Below are 18,718 nucleotides of genomic sequence, written 5' to 3' on the forward strand. Positions count from 1 at the left end.
CGCCAGCGCAGCGATACCGTGTGAATGGGTGACGCCGATGGCAGAACTCAACATGCCACACAGAAGCGCTATCAGCACCAACCAGCACAAGGCTGGGGCGCGCATCAAGGTGCGGACTGAGCGGGTACGGCACATGGATTGGCGAACGATCGTACAGAGGGCGATGGAGGCAGTATCATATCCTCCCCTGGGGGATATTTTCAAATCTAAACTCAGGCGGAAAGATCAAACTCATCCTGAAATCATTAAACGCCTTCGTCGCGCCGGTGGCCCTTTCAACGGCATCGTGGAGATGATTGAGCAAGGTCGTAGCTGTCTTGACATTGACCAACAACTCCAAGCGGTGGAAAAAGCTATCCAACAAACCAATAAAACGCTGATCCAGGATCGCATTGACGACTGCTTTGAAGGGGTGAACGGCCCGTTTGCGTGAGGCCCGCGTATGTCGATTGCGGAGTTCAAGAAGATAACGCGTGACCTGTGGCGTACTTCAATAGCCCTGCGCACAAACTGTTCCAGTTGCCATTTCCTACCGAGACCGGGCGGCCTGGAGATTCAGCGCAACACGCGGAGATCGCTGGGCACTACCAAGAGAACGGCACTCGCGACGCCCACCTGCTCTGGAGCGAAGATCGACATCCCAATTGGTTCCACGCAAAGCCTTGATCCAGATGACGATTGCAGATTGGAGCGCCTACGGGGGCTATTTCTGAGCGCCTTTATCGCCGCCGCCTTGCTTCCTGCGGCGTCCGAGGCCGTATCAGCGCTACGGCAAGTGGAGTTTGTTGATGAGTTGGGCACCCGTTATAGGCGATTTTCTGGCCATCGTGGCCGGTCTCGTGCGTGAGCCGTTTCCGATCGTCCTGCTGCTTGTAACGGTCGCTAAGTTGGGGCGCTATCTGGTGGTCACCGCCGTGACGTTGGGCCTAGTATGAGGACCGTGATTGACATCTTCAGCGGCGTGACGGAGGCTCGATGCATCCGGAGCAGGTCCCGTGGATGGAAAGGTCGATGCGCTGGCCCATGTGGCCCAGGTTGGACAACGCGCTCAGAATCTGATCCGCGGCGGCCTTGGTCGGCTCGCTCGCCTCGGGCAGGTTGAAATGGCGATGACAGGCGTCGCATTCGAAGCGTGGCAAGGGCATGTCGGGCTGGAGGCTACGAAGCCCGAAACGCCAGGCTCGATCCGCGTCGTCACTGTGCCTTTCCAGCACCTCCGTTGCAACCAACCGCTCCAACAGGCGGTACAGCGTCACCCGATTTACCGGCACACCACGTTGCATCAGGGCCTTTTCGAACTCCGCATGTGTTCTTGCGCAAACTGGTTCTGCGAGCAAAACGTCCAGCACGGTGAGTGCTGCTCGGGTGCGGCGCAATCCGGCCCGTCCCAGCAGATCGGCTGGCGTGGCGGTGTTTTCCAAGATGGGAGCTGACATTTCTGGTTCCTGTCGAAACAGTGGCTGGTACTACTCAGATGATGTGTCATCCATTAACGCAACTCTATTGCTATATCATTCTCTTAAACGCAACTGAGTTGCAATTATCGCTCTATCATGATCCATCCGCATAGTCATCGCCACTCTGTCTCCAAACCTGCAGCGAACGAGGGAGTCGGCCTGTTGCTGCGATCCGGCTTGAGTAGGTTATTCGTCGCCAGTCTGGTCAGCTTGCTGCTCTGGGCTATTTTGCTCTGGGTTATTAAGGCGGACTGAACCATGAGCTTATCGACGCTGTTTCTGGAAAATTTGACACTGGGGTATGAACGCCACCCGGCGGTCCATCACCTTGATCTGCGCATCGAGCCTGCATCGTTGGTGGCCATCATCGGTCCCAACGGCGCTGGGAAGTCGACCTTGCTCAAGGGAATGGCCGGGTTGCTCCGGCCGTTGCAGGGCCGTATCCGTGGTCTAGATGGCCAGCGCGTAGCGTACTTACCGCAACTCTCCGAGGTCGATAGAAGCTTTCCTATCAACGTTGTCGACATGGTGGCCTTGGGGCTGTGGCGGGAAGTGGGTGCGCTTGGGGCGTTCAATAGCGCACATCGCGAACGCTGCCGGGTGGCTCTGGCCGCGGTGGGGCTGACCGGGTTCGATCACCGGCCGCTGGACACCCTATCTGGGGGGCAGTTTCAGCGCGCTCTGTTCGCGCGCCTGATATTGCAGGACGCCTCTGTACTTCTACTAGATGAGCCTTTTGCGGCGGTTGATGAGCGCACCACGGGCGAACTGATGAGCATGTTGCGTACTTGGCAACGGGAGGGCCGCACAGTGATTGCTGTGCTGCATGACCTGGACCTGGCCCGGCGCAATTTTGACCATGCGTTGCTGCTGGCGCGCGAAGCGATCGCCTGGGGGCCTCCGAACCAGGTATTGATGCCTGCCCAATTAGCGCGAGCGCGAGGATTGCACGAGGCCTTCGACGACGACGCGGCGACGTGCGAGACGCCACGACCGGCTGTCCTAGTCATGGATGGAGTGCTGCCCTCATGATGGAGATTCTGTGGCAAGCATTAGCGGGGCCGTTCGTGGAGTTCGGATTTATGCAACGAGCCTGGGTTGGCTGCCTCGCTTTGTCGCTGAGCGCCGCGCCCCTTGGTGTGTTCCTCATGCTGCGGCGCATGAGCCTCATGGGCGATGCCATGGCCCACGGCATTCTGCCCGGTGCCGCTCTGGGCTATCTTTATGCAGGACTTTCGTTGGGGGCAATGACGATAGGTGGAATCGTCGCGGGCGTAGCTATAGCGATCGCTTCTGGCTTGGTTGCACGCTCGACCGCGTTAAAGGAGGACACCAGCCTAGCAGCCTTCTATCTAATGTCTCTGGCGCTGGGGGTTCTCATCGTTTCGACGAGGGGGAACAACGTCGATTTGCTGCACGTGCTGTTTGGTACGGTGCTTTCGCTGAATGATGAGGCGTTGGTGCTGCTGGGATCGATTACCACGCTGACGCTTGTGGGCCTCGCTGTGCTGTATCGCCCGCTGGTTCTGGAGTGCTTAGACCCAGCGTTCCTCCGCATGGTCAGCCGTCGGTGGAGTCCCGTGGCGCACTATGGCTTCCTGGGTTTGCTGGTGATCAATTTAGTGGCTGGCTTTCACGCTCTAGGCACGCTTATGTCGGTCGGCTTATTGGTGTTGCCCGCCGCAGCGGCTCGCTTCTGGGTGCGCCAGGTCAGTCCGATGCTGCTATTGGCCTCAGGGTTTGCAATGCTGGGCACTACGTCGGGCCTGCTCTTGTCTTTTCACGCAGATTGGCCCAGCGGGCCAACAATCGTGCTGTGCCTGGGCATCCTGTATCTGTTCTCTCTGGCTTTCGGGCGCCAGGGTTTATTCCAACCTCGCTTTTCTTCTCATCTTCAGGGTTGATCACCATGACCGTTAAATCCCATTTCCTCTCTAAGCGCAAAGCTCTCGCGGGCTTGCTACTTGCAGTGTTCGCGCAACTCGGTGCATCTCAGGTATATGCGGCAGGCGAGGTGAAGGCCGTCGCGACATTCAGCATTCTGGGCGACTTGGTCCGGCAGGTGGGAGGTGACCGTGTGAACCTGACGGTTCTGGTCGGGGCTGGTGGCGACAGCCATGTATTTCAATCCAACCCGGCGCAAGCGCGCAGCGTGGGGCAGGCGCAGGTACTTTTCTCTAATGGACTGGGCTATGAGAGTTGGGTGCGGCGATTGGTTCAGGCTGCGAAGTTCAAGGGCCGCCATGTCGTGGTGAGCCAGGGGATTGAAACGCTTAAGGCGACCGACTCGGGTGGCCACGGTCATGGCCATGCCCATGACGAGGTGGACCCACATGCTTGGCAGTCCGTTGGAAACGTCAAGCGCTATGTGAAGAATATTGCTGATGGCCTGTGCGCAGTGGATGCGGCGGGTTGCATGGAGTATCGGCGTAACGAGCAGTCCTATCAGGCCGAGCTTGACCGGCTTGAAGCGGAGATTCGAGTCGCCTGGGAATCTGTGCCTATCGAGCAGCGCAAGGTCATCACGTCCCACGACGCGTTCGGCTATTACGCGCGGGCTTATCAAGTTCGTTTCCTGGCAGCACAAGGAACGAGCACAAGTGCCGAGGCCACCACGAAAGGCGTGGCCCGGCTGGTGCGTCAGATTAAGGCCGAAGGCGTCAAAGCCTTGTTCGTGGAGAGTATCTCTGATCCTCGGTTGATCGAACAGGTAGGGCGTGAGACTGGCATAAAGCCGTCGGGAACACTCTTCTCGGATTCTTTGTCTCAGTCAGATGATTCTGCGTCGAGTTATGCGGCGCTGATGCGTCACAACACGCGAGTGCTGGTGACTGCCGTGCAAGGCAAGGGCCGATGAACGCCTCGCAGACGAGCGATCCCGGGGACTTCGGCTAACGCCATTCTGGGTGTTCTGGCGGGCGATTCGCTGCCGAAGCTGGGCACGGCCCGGGCCTGATGGCCCTGGGAGCCATCGGCTACGGCCTGAGCTTGCGCTTCTACCTGCTGGCCCAGCGGGCCTTTGGTGCAGCGCGCACAGGATCGGTGTTCGCCTTCGCGTCTTCCATTGGCGCCGCAATCGCCATTGCTTAGGGCAACCATAGCGGCACCTGGGTTATGGCGGTGGGCGGCCTGCTGATGGTGCGGGGGGTGGTGCTGCACTTGGCGGAGTCACATGGGCACGAGCATGCGCATGAGCGGCTGGAGCACGAGCACGCGCATAGCCACGACGATGGCCACCACGGCTACACTCACGATCCGATGCCGGTTGGCACGCACAGCAATCCCCACGTGCATGAACCAATGGTGCATGCGCACCCGTATGTACCGGATGCGCACCATCGGCACGAGCACTAACTGCGCAGCCGGTCACGGCTCGCGTTTGGGCATCGGCCGGATGACGCCCTGGAAGACCACGAACTGCGCATCGTCCTTGTACTGCAGTTCCTGCCCGTCACGCATGACGCTGTAGCAGATCGGCTCGTTCTCGCTAATTTCCGGCTGCAGCAAGCAGAGCTGATTGCCTTTGACAGACCAGCGTGCCGTCCGCTGGCGGCCGTTTTCTGACCGCTCAACGTGTCCGTCCGCGAAATACCTGTGTCCCCAGTGGCGTTCATCGGTCACGTATTTGCCGCTGATGGCGGCGCGGATCTGCGGGCCGGTCAGCGGCACCTCCTTGGCGGTCGCGGAAAGTGCGCAGAGCATGGCTGCAGCGGCGGCAAGGCGCAGGAGGTGCCGAGCGCTAGCAGTTGTTCGGTATGCATTCCGCATGGCGATCAGGCGGTTATGGCGGGTGGCCAGTTGTGCGTCTCGGCCTGACAGGAGCGGCACCACGCATAGAGCGCGTCGTACATCACCATGCCGTGCCGGAGCATTTCGTGGTCGTCGCTGAAGTTGTGCGACAGCCCGAGCGAAAGCGCATAGAGCCCCGCCGATTGCGGCGTCAGGTCGAGCCGAGAGGTATCGGCGCCGCGCACGATCCCGGCCAACTGATCCAGCGCCGGATCATGGAGGTGGTACTTCGCCAGGAAGGCATCGAAGCTGCACAGCTCGCCCACATGGCTCAGTTCGACATTCGGGATGTCGTAGGGAATGGCGCCGGCGGCCTTGGCGGTGCTCAGCACCTCGCTGGCCGGCACATAGAGAAATTCGGGCGCCTTGTCGATGAAACGCGCGATTAGCCAGGGGCAGGCGATGCGGTCGATCTTGGGGCGTTCTCGGGTGATCCACTGCATGGTGCTACTCCTTCGCTTCCAGGGCTACGCCGATGGCTCGGCAGGCCTCGATGCCACCGGCCACATAGCGCGCATCGAAGCCGCGCGCCCGCAGTGCGAGTGCCACGGATTGGCTGACGTCATGGCCATGCACGCAGTACACGAGGACGGGTTGAGATGTATCGAGTTCGGCGCTCCATTCGGCCAACTGCGCAGGGTTGCCCCACATGGCTCCCGCCACGCGATCGGCGGCTTTTGCATAGTCTGCGGCCCGGCGCACATCGATAAGCTGGACCTTGTCGGGAACTGTCTTGGGAGGCGCCGACCAGGGTAGCGCATCGGCCTCGACTGCCGCGCCATAGCGTCGCGCTACTTCCTCCCAGCGGATGTTCTGCATGAAGGCGTCCACATACGCGGCCGCCCTGGCCCCGAAATCCATGTGGTATGCGTGCTCATACATGTCCAGCGCCAACAGCGGTGTGGCCCGGGCCAGCAGGTGCGTGTGGTCGGCCGCCCAATGGGAGACCAGCCGCGCCTCGCGGGTTGACCAGGACAGCAGCGCCCAGCCCGAGCCACCGCCCATGGCCTTGGCCAGCGCGGTGAATTCCGCACGCCAGCGGTCGGTGCTGCCAAAGTCGCGCGCCAGGGCCACGGCCAAGCCAGAGTCCGGCAAGGAGTCGTCGCCGCCCAGCGATTCGAAGTACAGCTCATGGAGCCAGGCGGAGTTGGCGGCGATCAACTCCTCGCGCTTCAGGCCATTGATAGTGAACACCGGCGCGCTCGGCCAGTCCAGCTGCGCCAGTTGCTGGCGGATGGCGCCTAGGCGCTTGACGGCGCCGGTGTAGTTGTTGGCGTGGTGGCTGGCGATCAGCTTCTCCGATAGGCCATTGAGGGCCGCTGGATTCAGGGTAAGGGAACGTGGTTGCAGATCCATCGCAGTGCTCCTGGGTGTGTGAGGCATCCTGTCAAGCGTGAGTGACCAGGGGATGCACGATCAGTCCGATCACAGCAGCCACCGCCACAACCGCCGGTTCGGGAATCTTTTTGAAGCGCCACAGCACGGTAGCTGTCGCCAAGGCCAGTGCCGCTGTTATCCAGTCCGTGATGGAGCGTTGCCCGATCACAATCACTGCGCCGGCAATCGAGCCAATAGCTGCGGCCGTCACGCCGTCCACGAAGGCGATCACATCGGGGCGCTTGCCATATTTCTTGAAGTACGGGGCCGGGATGACCGTGAATAGATAGCAAGGAACGAAAGTAGCGAGTGCCGCCACCAACGCACCCCAGAAGCCGGATACGAGAAAACCGATGAAGCCGGTCGTGATGACCACCGGGCCCGGCGTGATCATGGCCACGGCCACCGCGTCCACGAACTGCCGGTCGGTCAGCCAGCCGTATTCCTTGACAACGCCGCCATAGAGAAACGGCACGATCGCCAGGCCACTGCCAAAGACGAAACTGCCAGCATAGGCGAAGTACAGTCCGATCTGCTTGAGCTTCACCCAGTCAATGGTGTTCAACGCAAACAGACTGGCCACGGGAGCAGCCACGCTGTTCAGGTTGCCGCCGCGCTTGAGCCACGTAGGCGGTGCGCGCCAGAACCACACCAGCACGCCGGCGCCCAAGAACAGCCAGATCTCCTCCGATTGAGTGACCACAGTGACAGCGGCGCTAACCAGAAAGATCGGCCACAGCAGCTTGTCCTTGCCGATGCTCTTGCTGGTCAGCTTGTAGGCGCTGATGGCGATGATACCGACCACGGTAGCACCCACGCCATAGAACACAGACTGCATCCAGCCGATACCGCCATAGGCCACGTAGGCCGCGCCCAATGCCACCACCATGAAGAAGGAGGGAAGGACAAAGGCCACGCCGACCAGGGAGGCGCCAAGGAAGCGGAAGTGGACATAGCCCAGGTAGATGGCCAACTGTGCCGCCAGCGGCCCGGGCATCAGCTGGGCCAGGGCCAGACCTTCCTTGTAGTCCGCGTCGGTGATCCACTGGCGCTTTTCCACCAGGTCGCGGTACATGTAGCCGGCCAGGGCCACGGGGCCGCCAAAGCCCCAGGTGCCTAGGGCCAGTATGTAGCGCACGAGCTGCCAGAGGGTGTAGCCGGGGAGCTTGCAGCTCTGGGATCGGGTGCTGCCGCTGTGTCGAGGTTGCTCATGTTCGTCCTTGGAGTTGTTGAGGCCTACGGCTTGCGCGGGCTGGAGAAATGGGCGTGGAGCGAGTCCAGCACGCCGCTGATGTCGGCCAGCAGCGCGTCGTCGTCCGGCCAGCGCTTGCGGGCGCCAGCCAGCACGGCCTCGAAGCCGTTGGCCTCGGGTGTGGGCGCGCCACCCACGTCGAGCGCATGCACCATGGCGGCTAGCTGGGAGAGCCCGCGATTGCCTTCCAGCCCGAAACTTGCAAGCAGTACCTCAAAGGTCACCCGTTCACCTACATGCGAGAACGTCGCGCCGTCGAAGTCGAAACCCAGGGCATCCGGCGGGCAACTGGCCGGGGTGTCCAGCCACAGAAAGCGCGCGTGCGGGTCGATATAGCGCTGGATAAGCCAAGCGCTGGCCACGCGATCTACCCAGAGGTCGCGGCGCGTGGCCCAGAGCCGTCCCTGGTACTGCATGCGGTCCCGCCGGGCAATGCGCCCGGCCATTGCTTGGGGCTCTCCAGGTGATTGCGCGGCGTCGATGGCGTTGGAAAAGTCCCGCCATTGGGCTTCGGCGCGGATCGAGCTCTCGTCCGGAAAGAAGTCGATCTTGCGGATGGCCTCGTAGGCACGCGCATGCCTGCGCTGCAGGCGGCCCAACTCGGTTGCGCCCAGGCTGGGTAGCGTCTGGCGTGCCTGCGCCAGTTCCTCCAGCCAGGGAGCATAGTCGGCGGCCCGGTCGAACAGAGTCTGGAGCGCTGCCTGCTCGGCCATGTCCCGGGCCTGTACCTGGAGCAGCCAAGCCTGGCCGCCCTCCTGCAGCGCCTCGTCGGCCAGGGCCTGCAACTGCGTAGCCTGCTCCACCTGCGCGGGCAGCAGATAGGCGCCATCGCGCAGGGCCGCGCAGCCCAGCGTCTTGACAGCGCGCCAAATCCGCATGCGCACCGTAGCGCTGGCGGATGGGAGGCTGATGATGAGGGTCAGCCAAGAGTCGGAGCTAAGAGTCATGGCCGCAGCTTATGCTGCCGTCATGGTCACTGCAATAGTGTAGCTATCTCTACAAAAATTGTGTGATCAGAGCCGCAAGAGGCACACAAGCGCCAGGAGCTGTGCGCTGCGCTCCCCAATGCCGGATGTGGCCAGGTGCTGGGGGTGTAGCGGCTTGCTGCTCCCTCATGGTGCCAAGGTATTCGCGCCGCAAAGGGCGGCGCGTGCAGGCACGCTTCTAGTTATTCCAAGTCCCTAGCATTGGGACAATTGGCCTCGTGTGAGGAAATCAGTTGGGGAGCAGCTTGGAGTCGACTTGTTGTGCAGCCAGTCGATGGAATATGGCGCCTGTGAGAGCCGGGAGCAGAGGACCCAGGTTCAGCTTGATATGGATCCCAATACTAGAAGCAGGTTGTACGACTTGCGCGGAACCAGTGGCATTCGGCTCTGCGCCTTGGTCTCAATGCGTGGAAATCGCGTTCACTTGCTCGACTTCAGGAAAAGGTGGGGCCCGAGCGCTTGGTAAATATGCCGGGGTTTTGGTCGTGATATGAGAATGTCTCTACTCCATTTTGAGACTGAGAAAACATGGCTAGACCGGCGAATCCTAGGCGCAACCTTGTAATTTCCACGATTAACCGTTTGGTAGGCGAACATGGCGTTAAAAGCGGCCTGCACCAAGCGCGACAGCAGTTTCCTGATGTCCCCAATGCCACCTGGGCGCGGTGGCGTTTGGCGGCGATTGGGAGCGTGAGCAAGGCCGATGCTGACGCCGTGGTTGGTCTGGCGCCTGAGGTGCGTGCCCAGATTCCTCGGCTGCATGAATTGGCGCCGGTGGTCGAAGATCCAGTGCCGGCAACGCACAAGGCGGTTCGATTCTGGGAAATGCTCGATGAGCTTGAGCAGGACGCACAGTTGATGCGCGAGTTCGCGTTGAGCAGGAGTCCTGATGGCAAGATCAAGCTGCGCGTGCCGCCGGCTTTGCGTGACGCCCACCGCATGCGCTGCGACCTGATCAGGCTGGCTTTGGCACAGGCTGAAGTTGCATGGAGCGCTGAACGTGCGGCAACGTTCTATCAAGCCATCATCGACGAAATTGGTGCTGAAAGTCCCGCGTGTCAGAGGCGCATCCTGGACCGTCTGGCGCGCGTGCAGGGCGAGGCCGCAGCACGCGGATTCTGAGTGCTTCCGATGGTCTCGAACCTCAGGTTTGCCTGCGTCCTCGAGACCGACCGGGTACAACTGGTCGCGTACCTGGCTCAGGTCGCATGGAGCCGCTTTGTGGCGTCGCCTTTGGGTAAAGGCGAAAGATGCTGGGTCTACGGTTCTTATTGCTGCTTAGGAGGGTTTTCTGGCCAAATCAGGCGGATGGCAATGGCAAGCAGCAGAAAGAAAATCCCGGTTTCGGCCTCCTGAAATAGAGCACCAGGCCTCATGCGTTGTATCAAATCAGTCATAAAGAACACGGTACCGATGACCAAGGCTGCGATAGAAGCGTATTTCATGAAATTTCCCTTTCGTTGATGAGATTTCTTACAAAAGCTCCGCCGTGAATTGCACGTGGGGTATCTGACTGTTGCCGAATTTGAGCTTTCCGGTCCGGGGCTTTCAAGGCCCGTGATGAAGCATGCGTCGATGGTCGCTTGCATTCCAAAGTGGAGCGCTTGACGGAGGCTGTGTTTTCATGATTGACGACTAAGAGCTAGTCGGTCGGAGGAAGTCATTCGTATCGACTGCTGATGCCCTGGTTGCGCGGTAGCGATGCCTCACACTGCGCCACAGTCGGAAAAAATGTCCAGACTTCTGAGCGGCCACCGCTGAGTGGGCGCTCAACCTCAACGACTCCACCGGCAAGGTCATTCGTGGTGGCGTACTGACCGAAACTCTGGATCTCGCGGATTTTGTCGGCTGGTGAGTCCACCCCCAAGCAGCTAGATTTACTCGGGTTCCGACCAAACCATTGGCGCTTGGCCGGAGGAATTACGGGCGCAGCAAGATGTGAATCGTTTGTCCAGGGTGCGACCTGACTTTTTGTTGCTGCTTTTTCTGTAGCTGTTTTCTCTGTGCAAGCCGCAGTAGTGCCTACAGAAAAAGCGATCACGCATTTCATCACGGTGCTTTGCATAGTTGTTGTGGTGATGGAAGTTGTCCTGAGATATAAGTATATGTGGAAGATCGTCCGTGGTGTGATTGGCATCGAAAAAAGACGATGCAGCTATGCCAGTTGCATCGCCCCAGCACGCCGATCACCCAGCCTTGGTGGCGTTAGGCGCGGCTATTCGGCAGGCCCGTCTAGAGAAAAGAATTTCGCAGGAAGAGTTGGCACATCGAAGCGAAATTGATCGTTCCTACATGAGCAGCATCGAGCGAGGCCAGCAGAACCCCGGCATTGCTTCAGTGCTGAGAATTGCCGCGGCATTGGAGATCACTGGGTCTGAGCTGCTGGCCCGTGCACAACTTTGATTGATGGGATGCTTGATAGCGGACAGGAGCGGAGATGCCTGTAGTTGAACTGTTCAAACTTGAAAATACACGCGTTTGCTGACGGGTACACCTGACTTCACCGTAAGCCAACAGATCAGGCTCTGAACGTCGAGAAAAGTGGTGAGCCTGTCAGGCAGCGCGTCCAGGCCCGGAACCTCGCCACCAAAGCCGATTGCCAAGCGTTCGGCCAGCACCGGTAAATGCTCTTTTGCCACGCCATAGAGGGTGGAAATGCCGCTGCTGCGCTCGCACAGTTCGACCTCAATGATGCCGCAGTCGCACACCCCGACGAGGCCGAACGTTCCCCGGCGAGCGCCAGGCATGCTCAGCCAGTAACCGTCGCGTTCAACAGGTGACTTCAGTGCCTCCGTCATGTCGATATTTTCTCCGCTTTGCAGGTGCGCACCGCGCTTCTCAACGCAGACCTCACTGCGACCACTCTTGCCGGCGGCAATATCACGAAGGTTCGAGACAAATTGGCCAAGTCAGATGAGCGCCAGCAGGCAATTCTCGACACCATGGCAAGGGCTTGTACAGAAATCGGCGGCAGGCGACCATTCCCGGCTAGGAGCGAGCATTGACTAATGACTGCTTCCCGATAGTCGCGGCTCTGCTGCGAAATCGTAGACCGCGGCCGACCTGGTCAAAGCTCGCGTGAGACAATTGGCCCGCACCATTTTTCGGTGATGCTCCAACCCTCGACTACCAGTGACCACTCCCGCGCTTTTCACCTTCGGCTACGAAGGTTTGACTATCGACGGGTTCATCTCCCGTCTGAAGGACGCGCGCGTGAACCTGGTCGTGGACGTGCGCGAGCTGCCGCTCTCACGCAAAAAGGGGTTCTCGAAAAGCGCATTCCGCGAGCATCTGGCCGCGGCAGGCATCGGTTATGAGCATCGGTCCGCCCTGGGTTGCCCCAAGCTCGTGCGCGACAAATACCGCGAAAGCGGCGACTGGGCTGACTACACCCGTGGTTTTCTGGCCCATCTGGATACCGTGAAAACCGAGGTGCGGAACTTGGCCGCCACAGCCCGCGACCACCGAGCATGCCTGGTCTGTTTCGAAGCTGATTTTTCTGCCTGCCACCGCTCCTACGTGGCCCGCGCCGTGCGAGCTGCTGGTGGCCCAGCGGTGCACCACCTGACGGCTAAAACAGTGTTTGCTGACGCACCAGCGTCTCTGGCAGCTTAGGCGGGTACAGCACGCTTACGATCAACCACTGCCCCGGAAAACGGTGTATGGTCCCCAAGAGGAACATGACATCCAGCTCGCTGAACTGAGTGACAAACTTGTGGCGCATCGCCTCCTGCCAGTCAGCGTGGCGGTGCACGTTCCAGTAGAGCGCTCCGGCTTCCCAGTCCACCAGCTTGTGCTTGAACGGCTTCATACCCTCCGGGGTCTGGCATTCGTAGCGGTAGTGGAAGTCGTAAGGGAGCTTCTTGAGCGTCTTGAGGGAGCGCTGATCCTCCACCGCGTCGAACAGGCTGCCCTGCTGCTGCTCCTGCAACAGCTTTGCCAGTTCATCCTCAGTCCAGTCTGGAGAGTCCACAGCCTTGATGTCTAGCCCCAGCAAGCGGCTCGGCCGCACCAGCCCCAGGGTCGTCCCACTTGCCTGACGTGAAGCCTCCAGCGCATCGAACGAATCAAACACCGGTACGCCCTTGATCGCCTCGCGGCGGATGATCCAGTGGTCGCGTGTGGGAAGCGGATCGCTCTCCACCTCGATCGTGTCCACCGAAACGCGGTGACTCTCCGGCCGGGCATCGTCCTGCGCGCGGCGAACCCGGGCTGTGATCCACTGCCACTTCTTGAACTGCTGATCGTCCTCCACCAGCCGGAACGGCACCGGAAACAGCCGGATCAAGCGCCCGTCGTCGGTCATCCCAGCGACGCAGGAGGTTTCAACATACCGAGCGCTGGGTGACGGGTAGGTCTTGCACAGAATCAGGATGCGTTGGTGGTCTGAAGCCACGTGAGTTCCTCCCTGAAAAGACTGCTTCAACGCAGCCAATTGACCAGCACATCAAGCCACAACCCTGCCCTCCAATCACGCGTCGGCAGCGGAAATGTCATTCCATCCACCTGTCTGGCCGAGATATAAGGGGCTCCGCACAAGGGAATAATTCCACCTCCGGGTGGATGATGCGCGCGAGCGACTCCAGTTTAAGTCTGAAGTCGCTTTTGCAGCGTAACCCGTCTTCTTTTGTTCGGCAGCGAACGACTGCAACTCGCCTCTTATCTGCCGGCGAGTCGCCTCGCTCACGCTGCAGCCGCAGCGATTTCTGCAGGGGAGATAGATCATTCGCTGACCGCACAAGATCGGGAAATGTTCGCGATCAAAATCAGTGTTTCCATCTGAAGAGTACCGCCGCGCCCCCAAAAACCATGCGGAAAACCCCTCGGATTCGTGCTGTTGCCACCGGATGCGACCTGCGGCGACGTGGTCTGGAGCCGCGCCAATGGGCCAACAGGGGGCCGTATGCGGTAGTGCCGCACGTACGGATCTGTGCGGGGGCGGGGAGTAATGCCCGTCCCTACCGCGACCGCCGGTGTCGCCAGTGTCACCGGCCGCGGCGCCGGGCGCCGGCGACATCGCCTGCGTGATGCATATGCAGGCACGACTGCCCAATGGCGTGGCCATCGAGCTTCGCGGCGTCGGGCCGCAGTAGGTGGGCCCTGTGATCGACGCCTTGGGGAGGCTGCAGTGTTCCGTCTCGACGAAGGGCTGAAGGTCTACCTGCACAGTGAACCGGTGGACTTCCGTCTGAAGCCGGCGCGACCGCGTCAAGATCCTGGGCTGGGAGCGCAACGGCTTCTGGCTGTTGCTCAAGCGCCTGGAGAAGGACCGGTTCATCTGGCCTTCGGCCGAGGCGGTTCTCACGTTGACGGTTGGCCGCACAGATCGGGCGCTACGCACATGCCAAGCAGTTCTAGCGTATGAAGAAGGCCGTGCGCACGCTGCGCATAGGCGCCATCCGGACATCGACCGCACAATGACGGGTTCAGGTGTGCAGCGGACAGCGTCAAGTGCAGGCAGATCGGTCACTGGATGTCCGCTGTCATGTCATGCGAGCAGGAGCTTGCGACCCATTCCAGCCCCCGGGTTGCTTGGACTGGACGCCTAAAACCTGCCGTTCAGAGATTTGCTCGCGCTGATGCGCGCCGTAGAAATGACAGTACACACGCAGTTCAAGGCGGGCTGCGGTCTCAACTTTTGCGGCGCAACGCTGCGTGTGGGGCGGTGATTCCGCCAGCGCCACTGGCCGGCTCCGGAGCATCTGCGCCATCGGCTTCCTCGAACACGAGGCGCAGCGCATACGGCACCGAACCGGGCCGGGTCGCGCCCGCGAACATCACCAACAACCGCTGCACCTCGTGGCGGAAGAAGCCAGCCGGCGGCACATGCAGCTTTAAGCGATCTACTCTGAGCGCTACGGCACGACCGCATCCTGCGTGCTCGAACTCCGCCGGGAGGTAACATAGGCAACAAAGGATGCGCGTCCGCGCGAGTCATAAATTTTCAAGCAAGGCAGGTCGCACAGGACCAACCTGCAAGGGAGGAGCCTCAGATGCGTTTGAAGAACGTCGCAGTCAAGAATTTCCGCCTGCTACAGGACGTCAGCCTAGTGCTGGAGGGACGGACCACGGTGGTGGTTGGGCGAAACAACAGTGGCAAGACATCTCTCACTGAGGTGATGCGGCGCCTTCTGGAGGACGGTAGCCCGACATTCCGCCTTGAGGATTTCTCGTTTGGCGCACACCAGGCATTCTGGGAGGCGTTGAACTCGTCCCTGCAAGGGGCGGAGGATGATGTCGTTCGGCTGGCCTTGCCCACCATCGAGATCCGGCTGACCTTCGAATACAAGGTCGACGAGGCGCTTGGGTCGCTCAGCGAGTTCATTGTCGACCTTGACCCCAACTGCACGGAGGCTCTGGTAGTCGCAAGCTACGGACTGAAAGATGGCAAGGTGAAGGAGTTGTTCGCCGGCCTGGGAGTTCCTAATGCCCCCGCGACGGACGAGCAAGTGAACACGGCCAAGATTGCTTGCTTCAAATCGTTGCGTGATCGCATCCCGGAGCTGTTTGCGATGACCTTCGCTGCCGTCGATCCCAATGATCCCATGAACAACAAAGCCATTGATGGCGCGGCGCTCCGCAGGCTCTGTGGCAGCGGTTTCATCGGCGCGCAGCGCGGCCTCGACGATGTCAGCCAGAAGGATCGCGTGGTCATTGGCAAGGTTCTGGAGAGCCTGTTTGCGACGGCGAAGAAAAACGCCGCCGATGCTGACGGGCATGGCATCACCGGAGAATTGGAGCTTGCCGTCGCCGGCATTCAGGACAAGATTGGCGCGGACTTCAACGTCAAGCTCGACGCTTTGCTGCCGGCGCTGTCGCTGTTCGGCTATCCCAGCCTAGGAGATCAGCAGAAGCTCAGGACGGAAACTGCGCTGGACGTCAGCCGCCTGCTGACCAACCACACTAAGGTTCGCTACACCGGCGTGAACGGGGTGAATCTCCCGGAGGGCTACAACGGCCTAGGAACCCGCAATCTGATCCTCATCCTGCTACAGCTCCGCGAGTTCTTCAAGGTCTATACAGCAGCCGAGCCGCGTCCGGGAACCCAGGTCATCTTCATCGAGGAGCCGGAGGTACACCTTCATCCTCAGATGCAGGAGGTTTTCATCCGAAAGCTGACGGAGATCGCGGGGGCCTTCAGCGCAGAGCTGGGTAGTCCATGGCCCGTGCAGTTCGTCGTGTCGACCCATTCGTCGCACCTCGCGAACGAAGCCCACTTCGAATCGATCAGGTACTTCCTTGCCAAGCCTGGAGCGGATGGTCAACCTTCTCAGACGGTGGTCAAAGATCTGCGCAAGGGGTTGGCCAGCAAGCAGGAACCTGACCGCGGCTTCCTGCATCAGTACATGACGTTAACTCGGTGCGATCTCTTCTTTGCAGACAAGGCCGTGTTGATCGAGGGGACTACGGAACGGCTTCTACTGCCACGCATGATCAAGATGCTCGATGTGGGCATGGCCGATGGGAAGAAGCTGGGGAGCCAGTACCTGTCCGTGATCGAGATCGGCGGTGCGTACGCTCACATCTTCTTCGACCTTTTGAAATTCCTAGAGGTCCGGACCCTGGTCATAACAGACATCGATGCCGTCAAGTCAAATGGTGCGGCGAGCTATGTGAAATGCGAAGTGCGCCACGGCGAGCGGACCAGCAACGCCTGCCTGAAAGCGTGGTTCAAGGCCGACGTTACGACTGCAGAACTCCTAGCCGCGACCGACGAGGCGAAGATCGACGCCAAGCGTCGGGTGGCGTTCCAGCAGCCCGAAGTGGAAGGCGGGCCGTGCGGGCGCAGCTTTGAAGACGCCTTCATGCTGGCCAATGCAGCGCTATTCCCGTTCGTTGGTCTTAGTGATGCGGAAAGGGAGACCCAGGCCTGGGAGGCCGCCAGCAACGTCAAGAAGTCGGATTTCGCACTGAAATACGCTTTAACCGAGGAAGCGTGGGCGATTCCGCGCTACATCTCGGAGGGGCTGACCTGGCTCGCCGAAGACGGGGCACCACCGTCTGCGGGCACCGGAGCAGGGGCAGCTGGGGCAACGCTATGACTGGGGATCAGCATCCTAGCGCTGCGCTTCTTGCTGCGCAGGCTGCCGACGCCCAAGTCGCGGCCTGCATCGCTGCCGGCGAGAGCTTTCTGCTTGAGGCGGGGGCCGGAGCCGGTAAGACCTATTCCCTCGTCGAGACCCTCAAGGCGCTGATCGCATCACACGGGGCCAAACTACGGCAGCGCGGACAGCGGATTGCTTGCATTACGTACACCAACGCGGCCACCGCGGTGATCAACAGTCGGATCGATGGCAACCCGGTCGTCCTAACGGATACCATCCATGCGTTCTGCTGGTCGCTCGTCAAGGACTTCCAGGGCGTGCTGAGGCAGCTTGTGTCGACGTTGGACAAGTGGTCAGAACGCTTAGCGGACTCGCAGATTGCAGTGGCGGGCCAGCGCGTGGAATATGAGTTGGGCCATCGACGAATCACTGACACGACGATCTCGCTTCATCATGACGACGTTCTGTCGATCGCGGCGAAGCTGCTGGTGCGACCGAAGTTTCAAGCCGTGCTAGCGGATCGGTTCCCATTCGTACTCATCGACGAGTACCAAGACACTAACGTGGCCATCATGGATGCCATCAAGGAGAATCTCATTGGCCGGCCTGGAGGACCTCTGGTTGGACTCTTCGGTGACCACTGGCAACGCATCTACGAGGACACCTGTGGTCACGTTGCCGATCCAGATCTGACGGAGATCGGCAAGAAAGCGAATTTCCGGTCGGCGACGGCTGTCGTCGATGTGCTAAACGCCATCCGGCCGGAGCTTCCTCAAGCCGTTGACGATGCGAACTTCATCGGCTCAGCAGTCGCTTACCACACTAACGGCTGGGTGGGACAGCGTAGACCTGGGACCGGAGGAGGTCATTGGAAGGGCGATCTCCCCGCGGAGGAAGCTCACCGATTCCTGGAGGCGTTGGTGGCCAAACTGGCTAACGAAGGCTGGGACTTCGCTGCGGACAAAACCAAGATCCTCATGTTGACGCACAACATGCTGGCGAATGAGCAGGGCTACTCCAACCTCGCAAAAGTTTTCCCATATACCGATCTGTACATCAAGAAGCAGGATGAGTACATCGCGTTCTTCGTCGATAGGCTAGAGCCAGCTTGTGACGCGTTCACCCGAAGGCGCTACGGCGAAATGTTCGAGTTACTGGGAAGCAACGCGCCACGCTTCGAGTCGCACGAAGCCAAGCTGAAATGGTCGACGTCAATGGTTGAGCTTGTGGCACTCAGGGAAATGGGAACTGTTGGCGACGTCGTCACTCATATCGATGCCGGAGGCTATATACGTTTGCCTGACCAAATCCTCAAGCGTGAGAAGGACGCGAAAGAGTTCGAGCCTTTAGAAGGTGAGAGGGTGCCGGACCGAATCGAGCTCACAAGGAAGCTTCGAAACGTCGCTTACGGCGAGGTCATTGCTCTCGAAAAGTTCATCAATGGCCACACGCCATTTGCGACAAAGCATAGTGTTAAGGGCGACCAGTTCGACAACGTCTTAGTAGTCTTGGGCCGCGGCTGGAACGTCTACAACTTCGGGCAGTACCTGGATTGGGTCGAAGCAGGCCAGGCACCCGCGGATAAACAGGATGCGTTCGAGCGATATCGCAACCTGTTCTATGTCGCCTGCTCACGCCCCACCACGCGCCTGGCATTGCTTTTCACGCAAGAGCTTACGAACCGAGGAATCGCGACCCTGCAGGCGTGGTTTGGTGACGATTCGGTCGAAGCATTCCTTCCCTGACCGGAGAACGTGGTCCATCCGTGTGCGCAAACAGGGCCGTCTCTTATCTTTGCATCTCCACGGAGAC

At 60.1% G+C, this 18,718-nt stretch carries 19 protein-coding genes and 3 pseudogenes; 12 read left to right on the forward strand and 10 right to left on the reverse strand.

The annotated features are described in order from the left end of the window. The first annotated feature begins 37 nt into the window (after window positions 1-37). Together WJU18_RS07640 and WJU18_RS07645 are read left to right on the forward strand one after the other, a co-directional pair. Entirely contained in the window at window positions 38-433 is a 396-nt protein-coding gene (locus WJU18_RS07640; RefSeq protein ID WP_423459507.1) for a metal-sensing transcriptional repressor, read from the forward strand. A gap of 316 nt (window positions 434-749) precedes the next feature. Then, a pseudogene (locus WJU18_RS07645) lies at window positions 750-935 on the forward strand (DedA family protein); the annotation flags it as partial. 18 nt (window positions 936-953) lie between these two features. On the opposite strand, the gene WJU18_RS07650 reads toward WJU18_RS07645, so the two are convergent. Then, window positions 954-1,436, reverse strand: a complete 483-nt coding sequence (locus WJU18_RS07650) for a Fur family transcriptional regulator (protein WP_423459508.1) — start codon at window positions 1,434-1,436, stop codon at window positions 954-956. Window positions 1,437-1,715: 279 nt separating this feature from the next. On the opposite strand from WJU18_RS07650, the gene aztA reads away from it, so the two are divergent. The 4 genes and pseudogenes from aztA to WJU18_RS07670 form a co-directional block, all read left to right on the forward strand. Continuing rightward, a complete protein-coding gene (gene aztA, locus WJU18_RS07655; RefSeq protein ID WP_423459509.1) occupies window positions 1,716-2,489 on the forward strand; it encodes a zinc ABC transporter ATP-binding protein AztA in 774 nt (257 codons plus the stop codon). Next, on the forward strand, window positions 2,489-3,361 hold the full coding sequence (locus WJU18_RS07660; RefSeq protein WP_423460960.1) for a metal ABC transporter permease: 873 nt from the start codon (window positions 2,489-2,491) through the stop codon (window positions 3,359-3,361). Before aztA ends, WJU18_RS07660 begins: the two co-directional genes overlap by 1 nt. 5 nt (window positions 3,362-3,366) lie before the next feature. Further along, entirely contained in the window at window positions 3,367-4,314 is a 948-nt protein-coding gene (locus WJU18_RS07665; protein ID WP_423459510.1) for a metal ABC transporter solute-binding protein, Zn/Mn family, read from the forward strand. A gap of 12 nt (window positions 4,315-4,326) precedes the next feature. After that, a pseudogene (locus WJU18_RS07670) lies at window positions 4,327-4,811 on the forward strand (EamA/RhaT family transporter); the annotation flags it as partial. Window positions 4,812-4,823: 12 nt separating this feature from the next. On the opposite strand, the gene WJU18_RS07675 reads toward WJU18_RS07670, so the two are convergent. The 5 genes from WJU18_RS07675 to WJU18_RS07695 all read right to left on the reverse strand — a co-directional run bounded on the left by WJU18_RS07675 (window position 4,824) and on the right by WJU18_RS07695 (window position 8,822). Next, window positions 4,824-5,159, reverse strand: a complete 336-nt coding sequence (locus WJU18_RS07675; RefSeq protein WP_423459511.1) for a hypothetical protein — start codon at window positions 5,157-5,159, stop codon at window positions 4,824-4,826. Between the two features lie 71 nt (window positions 5,160-5,230). Continuing rightward, window positions 5,231-5,689, reverse strand: a complete 459-nt coding sequence (locus WJU18_RS07680) for a chromate resistance protein ChrB domain-containing protein (RefSeq protein ID WP_423459512.1) — start codon at window positions 5,687-5,689, stop codon at window positions 5,231-5,233. Window positions 5,690-5,693: 4 nt separating this feature from the next. Beyond that, window positions 5,694-6,602, reverse strand: a complete 909-nt coding sequence (locus WJU18_RS07685) for a Fe-Mn family superoxide dismutase (protein ID WP_423459513.1) — start codon at window positions 6,600-6,602, stop codon at window positions 5,694-5,696. A 31-nt stretch (window positions 6,603-6,633) separates the two neighbouring features. Beyond that, window positions 6,634-7,761: a chromate transporter gene (locus tag WJU18_RS07690; RefSeq protein ID WP_423459514.1), complete on the reverse strand. Its 1,128-nt coding sequence runs from the start codon at window positions 7,759-7,761 to the stop codon at window positions 6,634-6,636. 98 nt (window positions 7,762-7,859) lie between these two features. Further along, window positions 7,860-8,822: a chromate resistance protein ChrB domain-containing protein gene (locus tag WJU18_RS07695; protein WP_423459515.1), complete on the reverse strand. Its 963-nt coding sequence runs from the start codon at window positions 8,820-8,822 to the stop codon at window positions 7,860-7,862. Window positions 8,823-9,551: 729 nt separating this feature from the next. On the opposite strand from WJU18_RS07695, the gene WJU18_RS07700 reads away from it, so the two are divergent. After that, window positions 9,552-9,983: a hypothetical protein gene (locus tag WJU18_RS07700; protein ID WP_423459516.1), complete on the forward strand. Its 432-nt coding sequence runs from the start codon at window positions 9,552-9,554 to the stop codon at window positions 9,981-9,983. 146 nt (window positions 9,984-10,129) lie between these two features. Here the strand turns inward: WJU18_RS07700 and WJU18_RS07705 are convergent, their stop codons facing one another. Beyond that, window positions 10,130-10,306 (reverse strand): hypothetical protein, encoded by a 177-nt coding sequence (locus WJU18_RS07705; RefSeq protein WP_423459517.1) that lies wholly within the window; start codon window positions 10,304-10,306, stop codon window positions 10,130-10,132. A gap of 712 nt (window positions 10,307-11,018) precedes the next feature. Here WJU18_RS07705 and WJU18_RS07710 point away from each other — a divergent pair. Beyond that, window positions 11,019-11,264 carry a helix-turn-helix domain-containing protein gene (locus WJU18_RS07710; protein ID WP_423459518.1) on the forward strand — a complete coding sequence of 82 codons (246 nt, stop codon included), beginning with the start codon at window positions 11,019-11,021 and terminating at the stop codon, window positions 11,262-11,264. Between the two features lie 53 nt (window positions 11,265-11,317). Here WJU18_RS07710 and WJU18_RS07715 read toward each other — a convergent pair whose 3' ends face one another. Beyond that, window positions 11,318-11,659 carry a hypothetical protein gene (locus WJU18_RS07715; protein ID WP_423459519.1) on the reverse strand — a complete coding sequence of 114 codons (342 nt, stop codon included), beginning with the start codon at window positions 11,657-11,659 and terminating at the stop codon, window positions 11,318-11,320. A gap of 334 nt (window positions 11,660-11,993) precedes the next feature. Between WJU18_RS07715 and WJU18_RS07720 the strand changes: the two genes are divergently transcribed. Continuing rightward, on the forward strand, window positions 11,994-12,476 hold the full coding sequence (locus WJU18_RS07720; RefSeq protein ID WP_423459520.1) for a DUF488 family protein: 483 nt from the start codon (window positions 11,994-11,996) through the stop codon (window positions 12,474-12,476). Here the strand turns inward: WJU18_RS07720 and WJU18_RS07725 are convergent. After that, complete coding sequence (locus WJU18_RS07725) at window positions 12,433-13,257, reverse strand: hypothetical protein (protein ID WP_423459521.1); 825 nt, start codon at window positions 13,255-13,257, stop codon at window positions 12,433-12,435. The two genes, WJU18_RS07720 and WJU18_RS07725, sit on opposite strands and share 44 nt — an antisense overlap. Before the next feature lie 811 nt (window positions 13,258-14,068). Here WJU18_RS07725 and tnpB point away from each other — a divergent pair. After that, window positions 14,069-14,410, forward strand: a pseudogene (gene tnpB, locus WJU18_RS07730) (IS66 family insertion sequence element accessory protein TnpB); the annotation flags it as partial. 82 nt (window positions 14,411-14,492) lie between these two features. Here the strand turns inward: tnpB and WJU18_RS07735 are convergent. Further along, a complete protein-coding gene (locus WJU18_RS07735; RefSeq protein WP_423459522.1) occupies window positions 14,493-14,687 on the reverse strand; it encodes a hypothetical protein in 195 nt (64 codons plus the stop codon). Between the two features lie 167 nt (window positions 14,688-14,854). Between WJU18_RS07735 and WJU18_RS07740 the strand changes: the two genes are divergently transcribed. Both WJU18_RS07740 and WJU18_RS07745 read left to right on the forward strand, forming a co-directional pair. Further along, entirely contained in the window at window positions 14,855-16,903 is a 2,049-nt protein-coding gene (locus WJU18_RS07740) for an ATP-dependent nuclease (RefSeq protein WP_423459523.1), read from the forward strand. Next, the gene (locus WJU18_RS07745) at window positions 16,900-18,651 is read left to right on the forward strand and encodes a UvrD-helicase domain-containing protein (protein ID WP_423459524.1); all 1,752 of its coding nucleotides are present in this window, start codon (window positions 16,900-16,902) and stop codon (window positions 18,649-18,651) included. Before WJU18_RS07740 ends, WJU18_RS07745 begins: the two co-directional genes overlap by 4 nt. Window positions 18,652-18,718: the final 67 nt, after the last annotated feature.

Source organism: Ottowia sp. VDI28 (assembly GCF_049532675.1).
In the GTDB taxonomy this organism is placed as follows: domain Bacteria; phylum Pseudomonadota; class Gammaproteobacteria; order Burkholderiales; family Burkholderiaceae_C; genus Ottowia.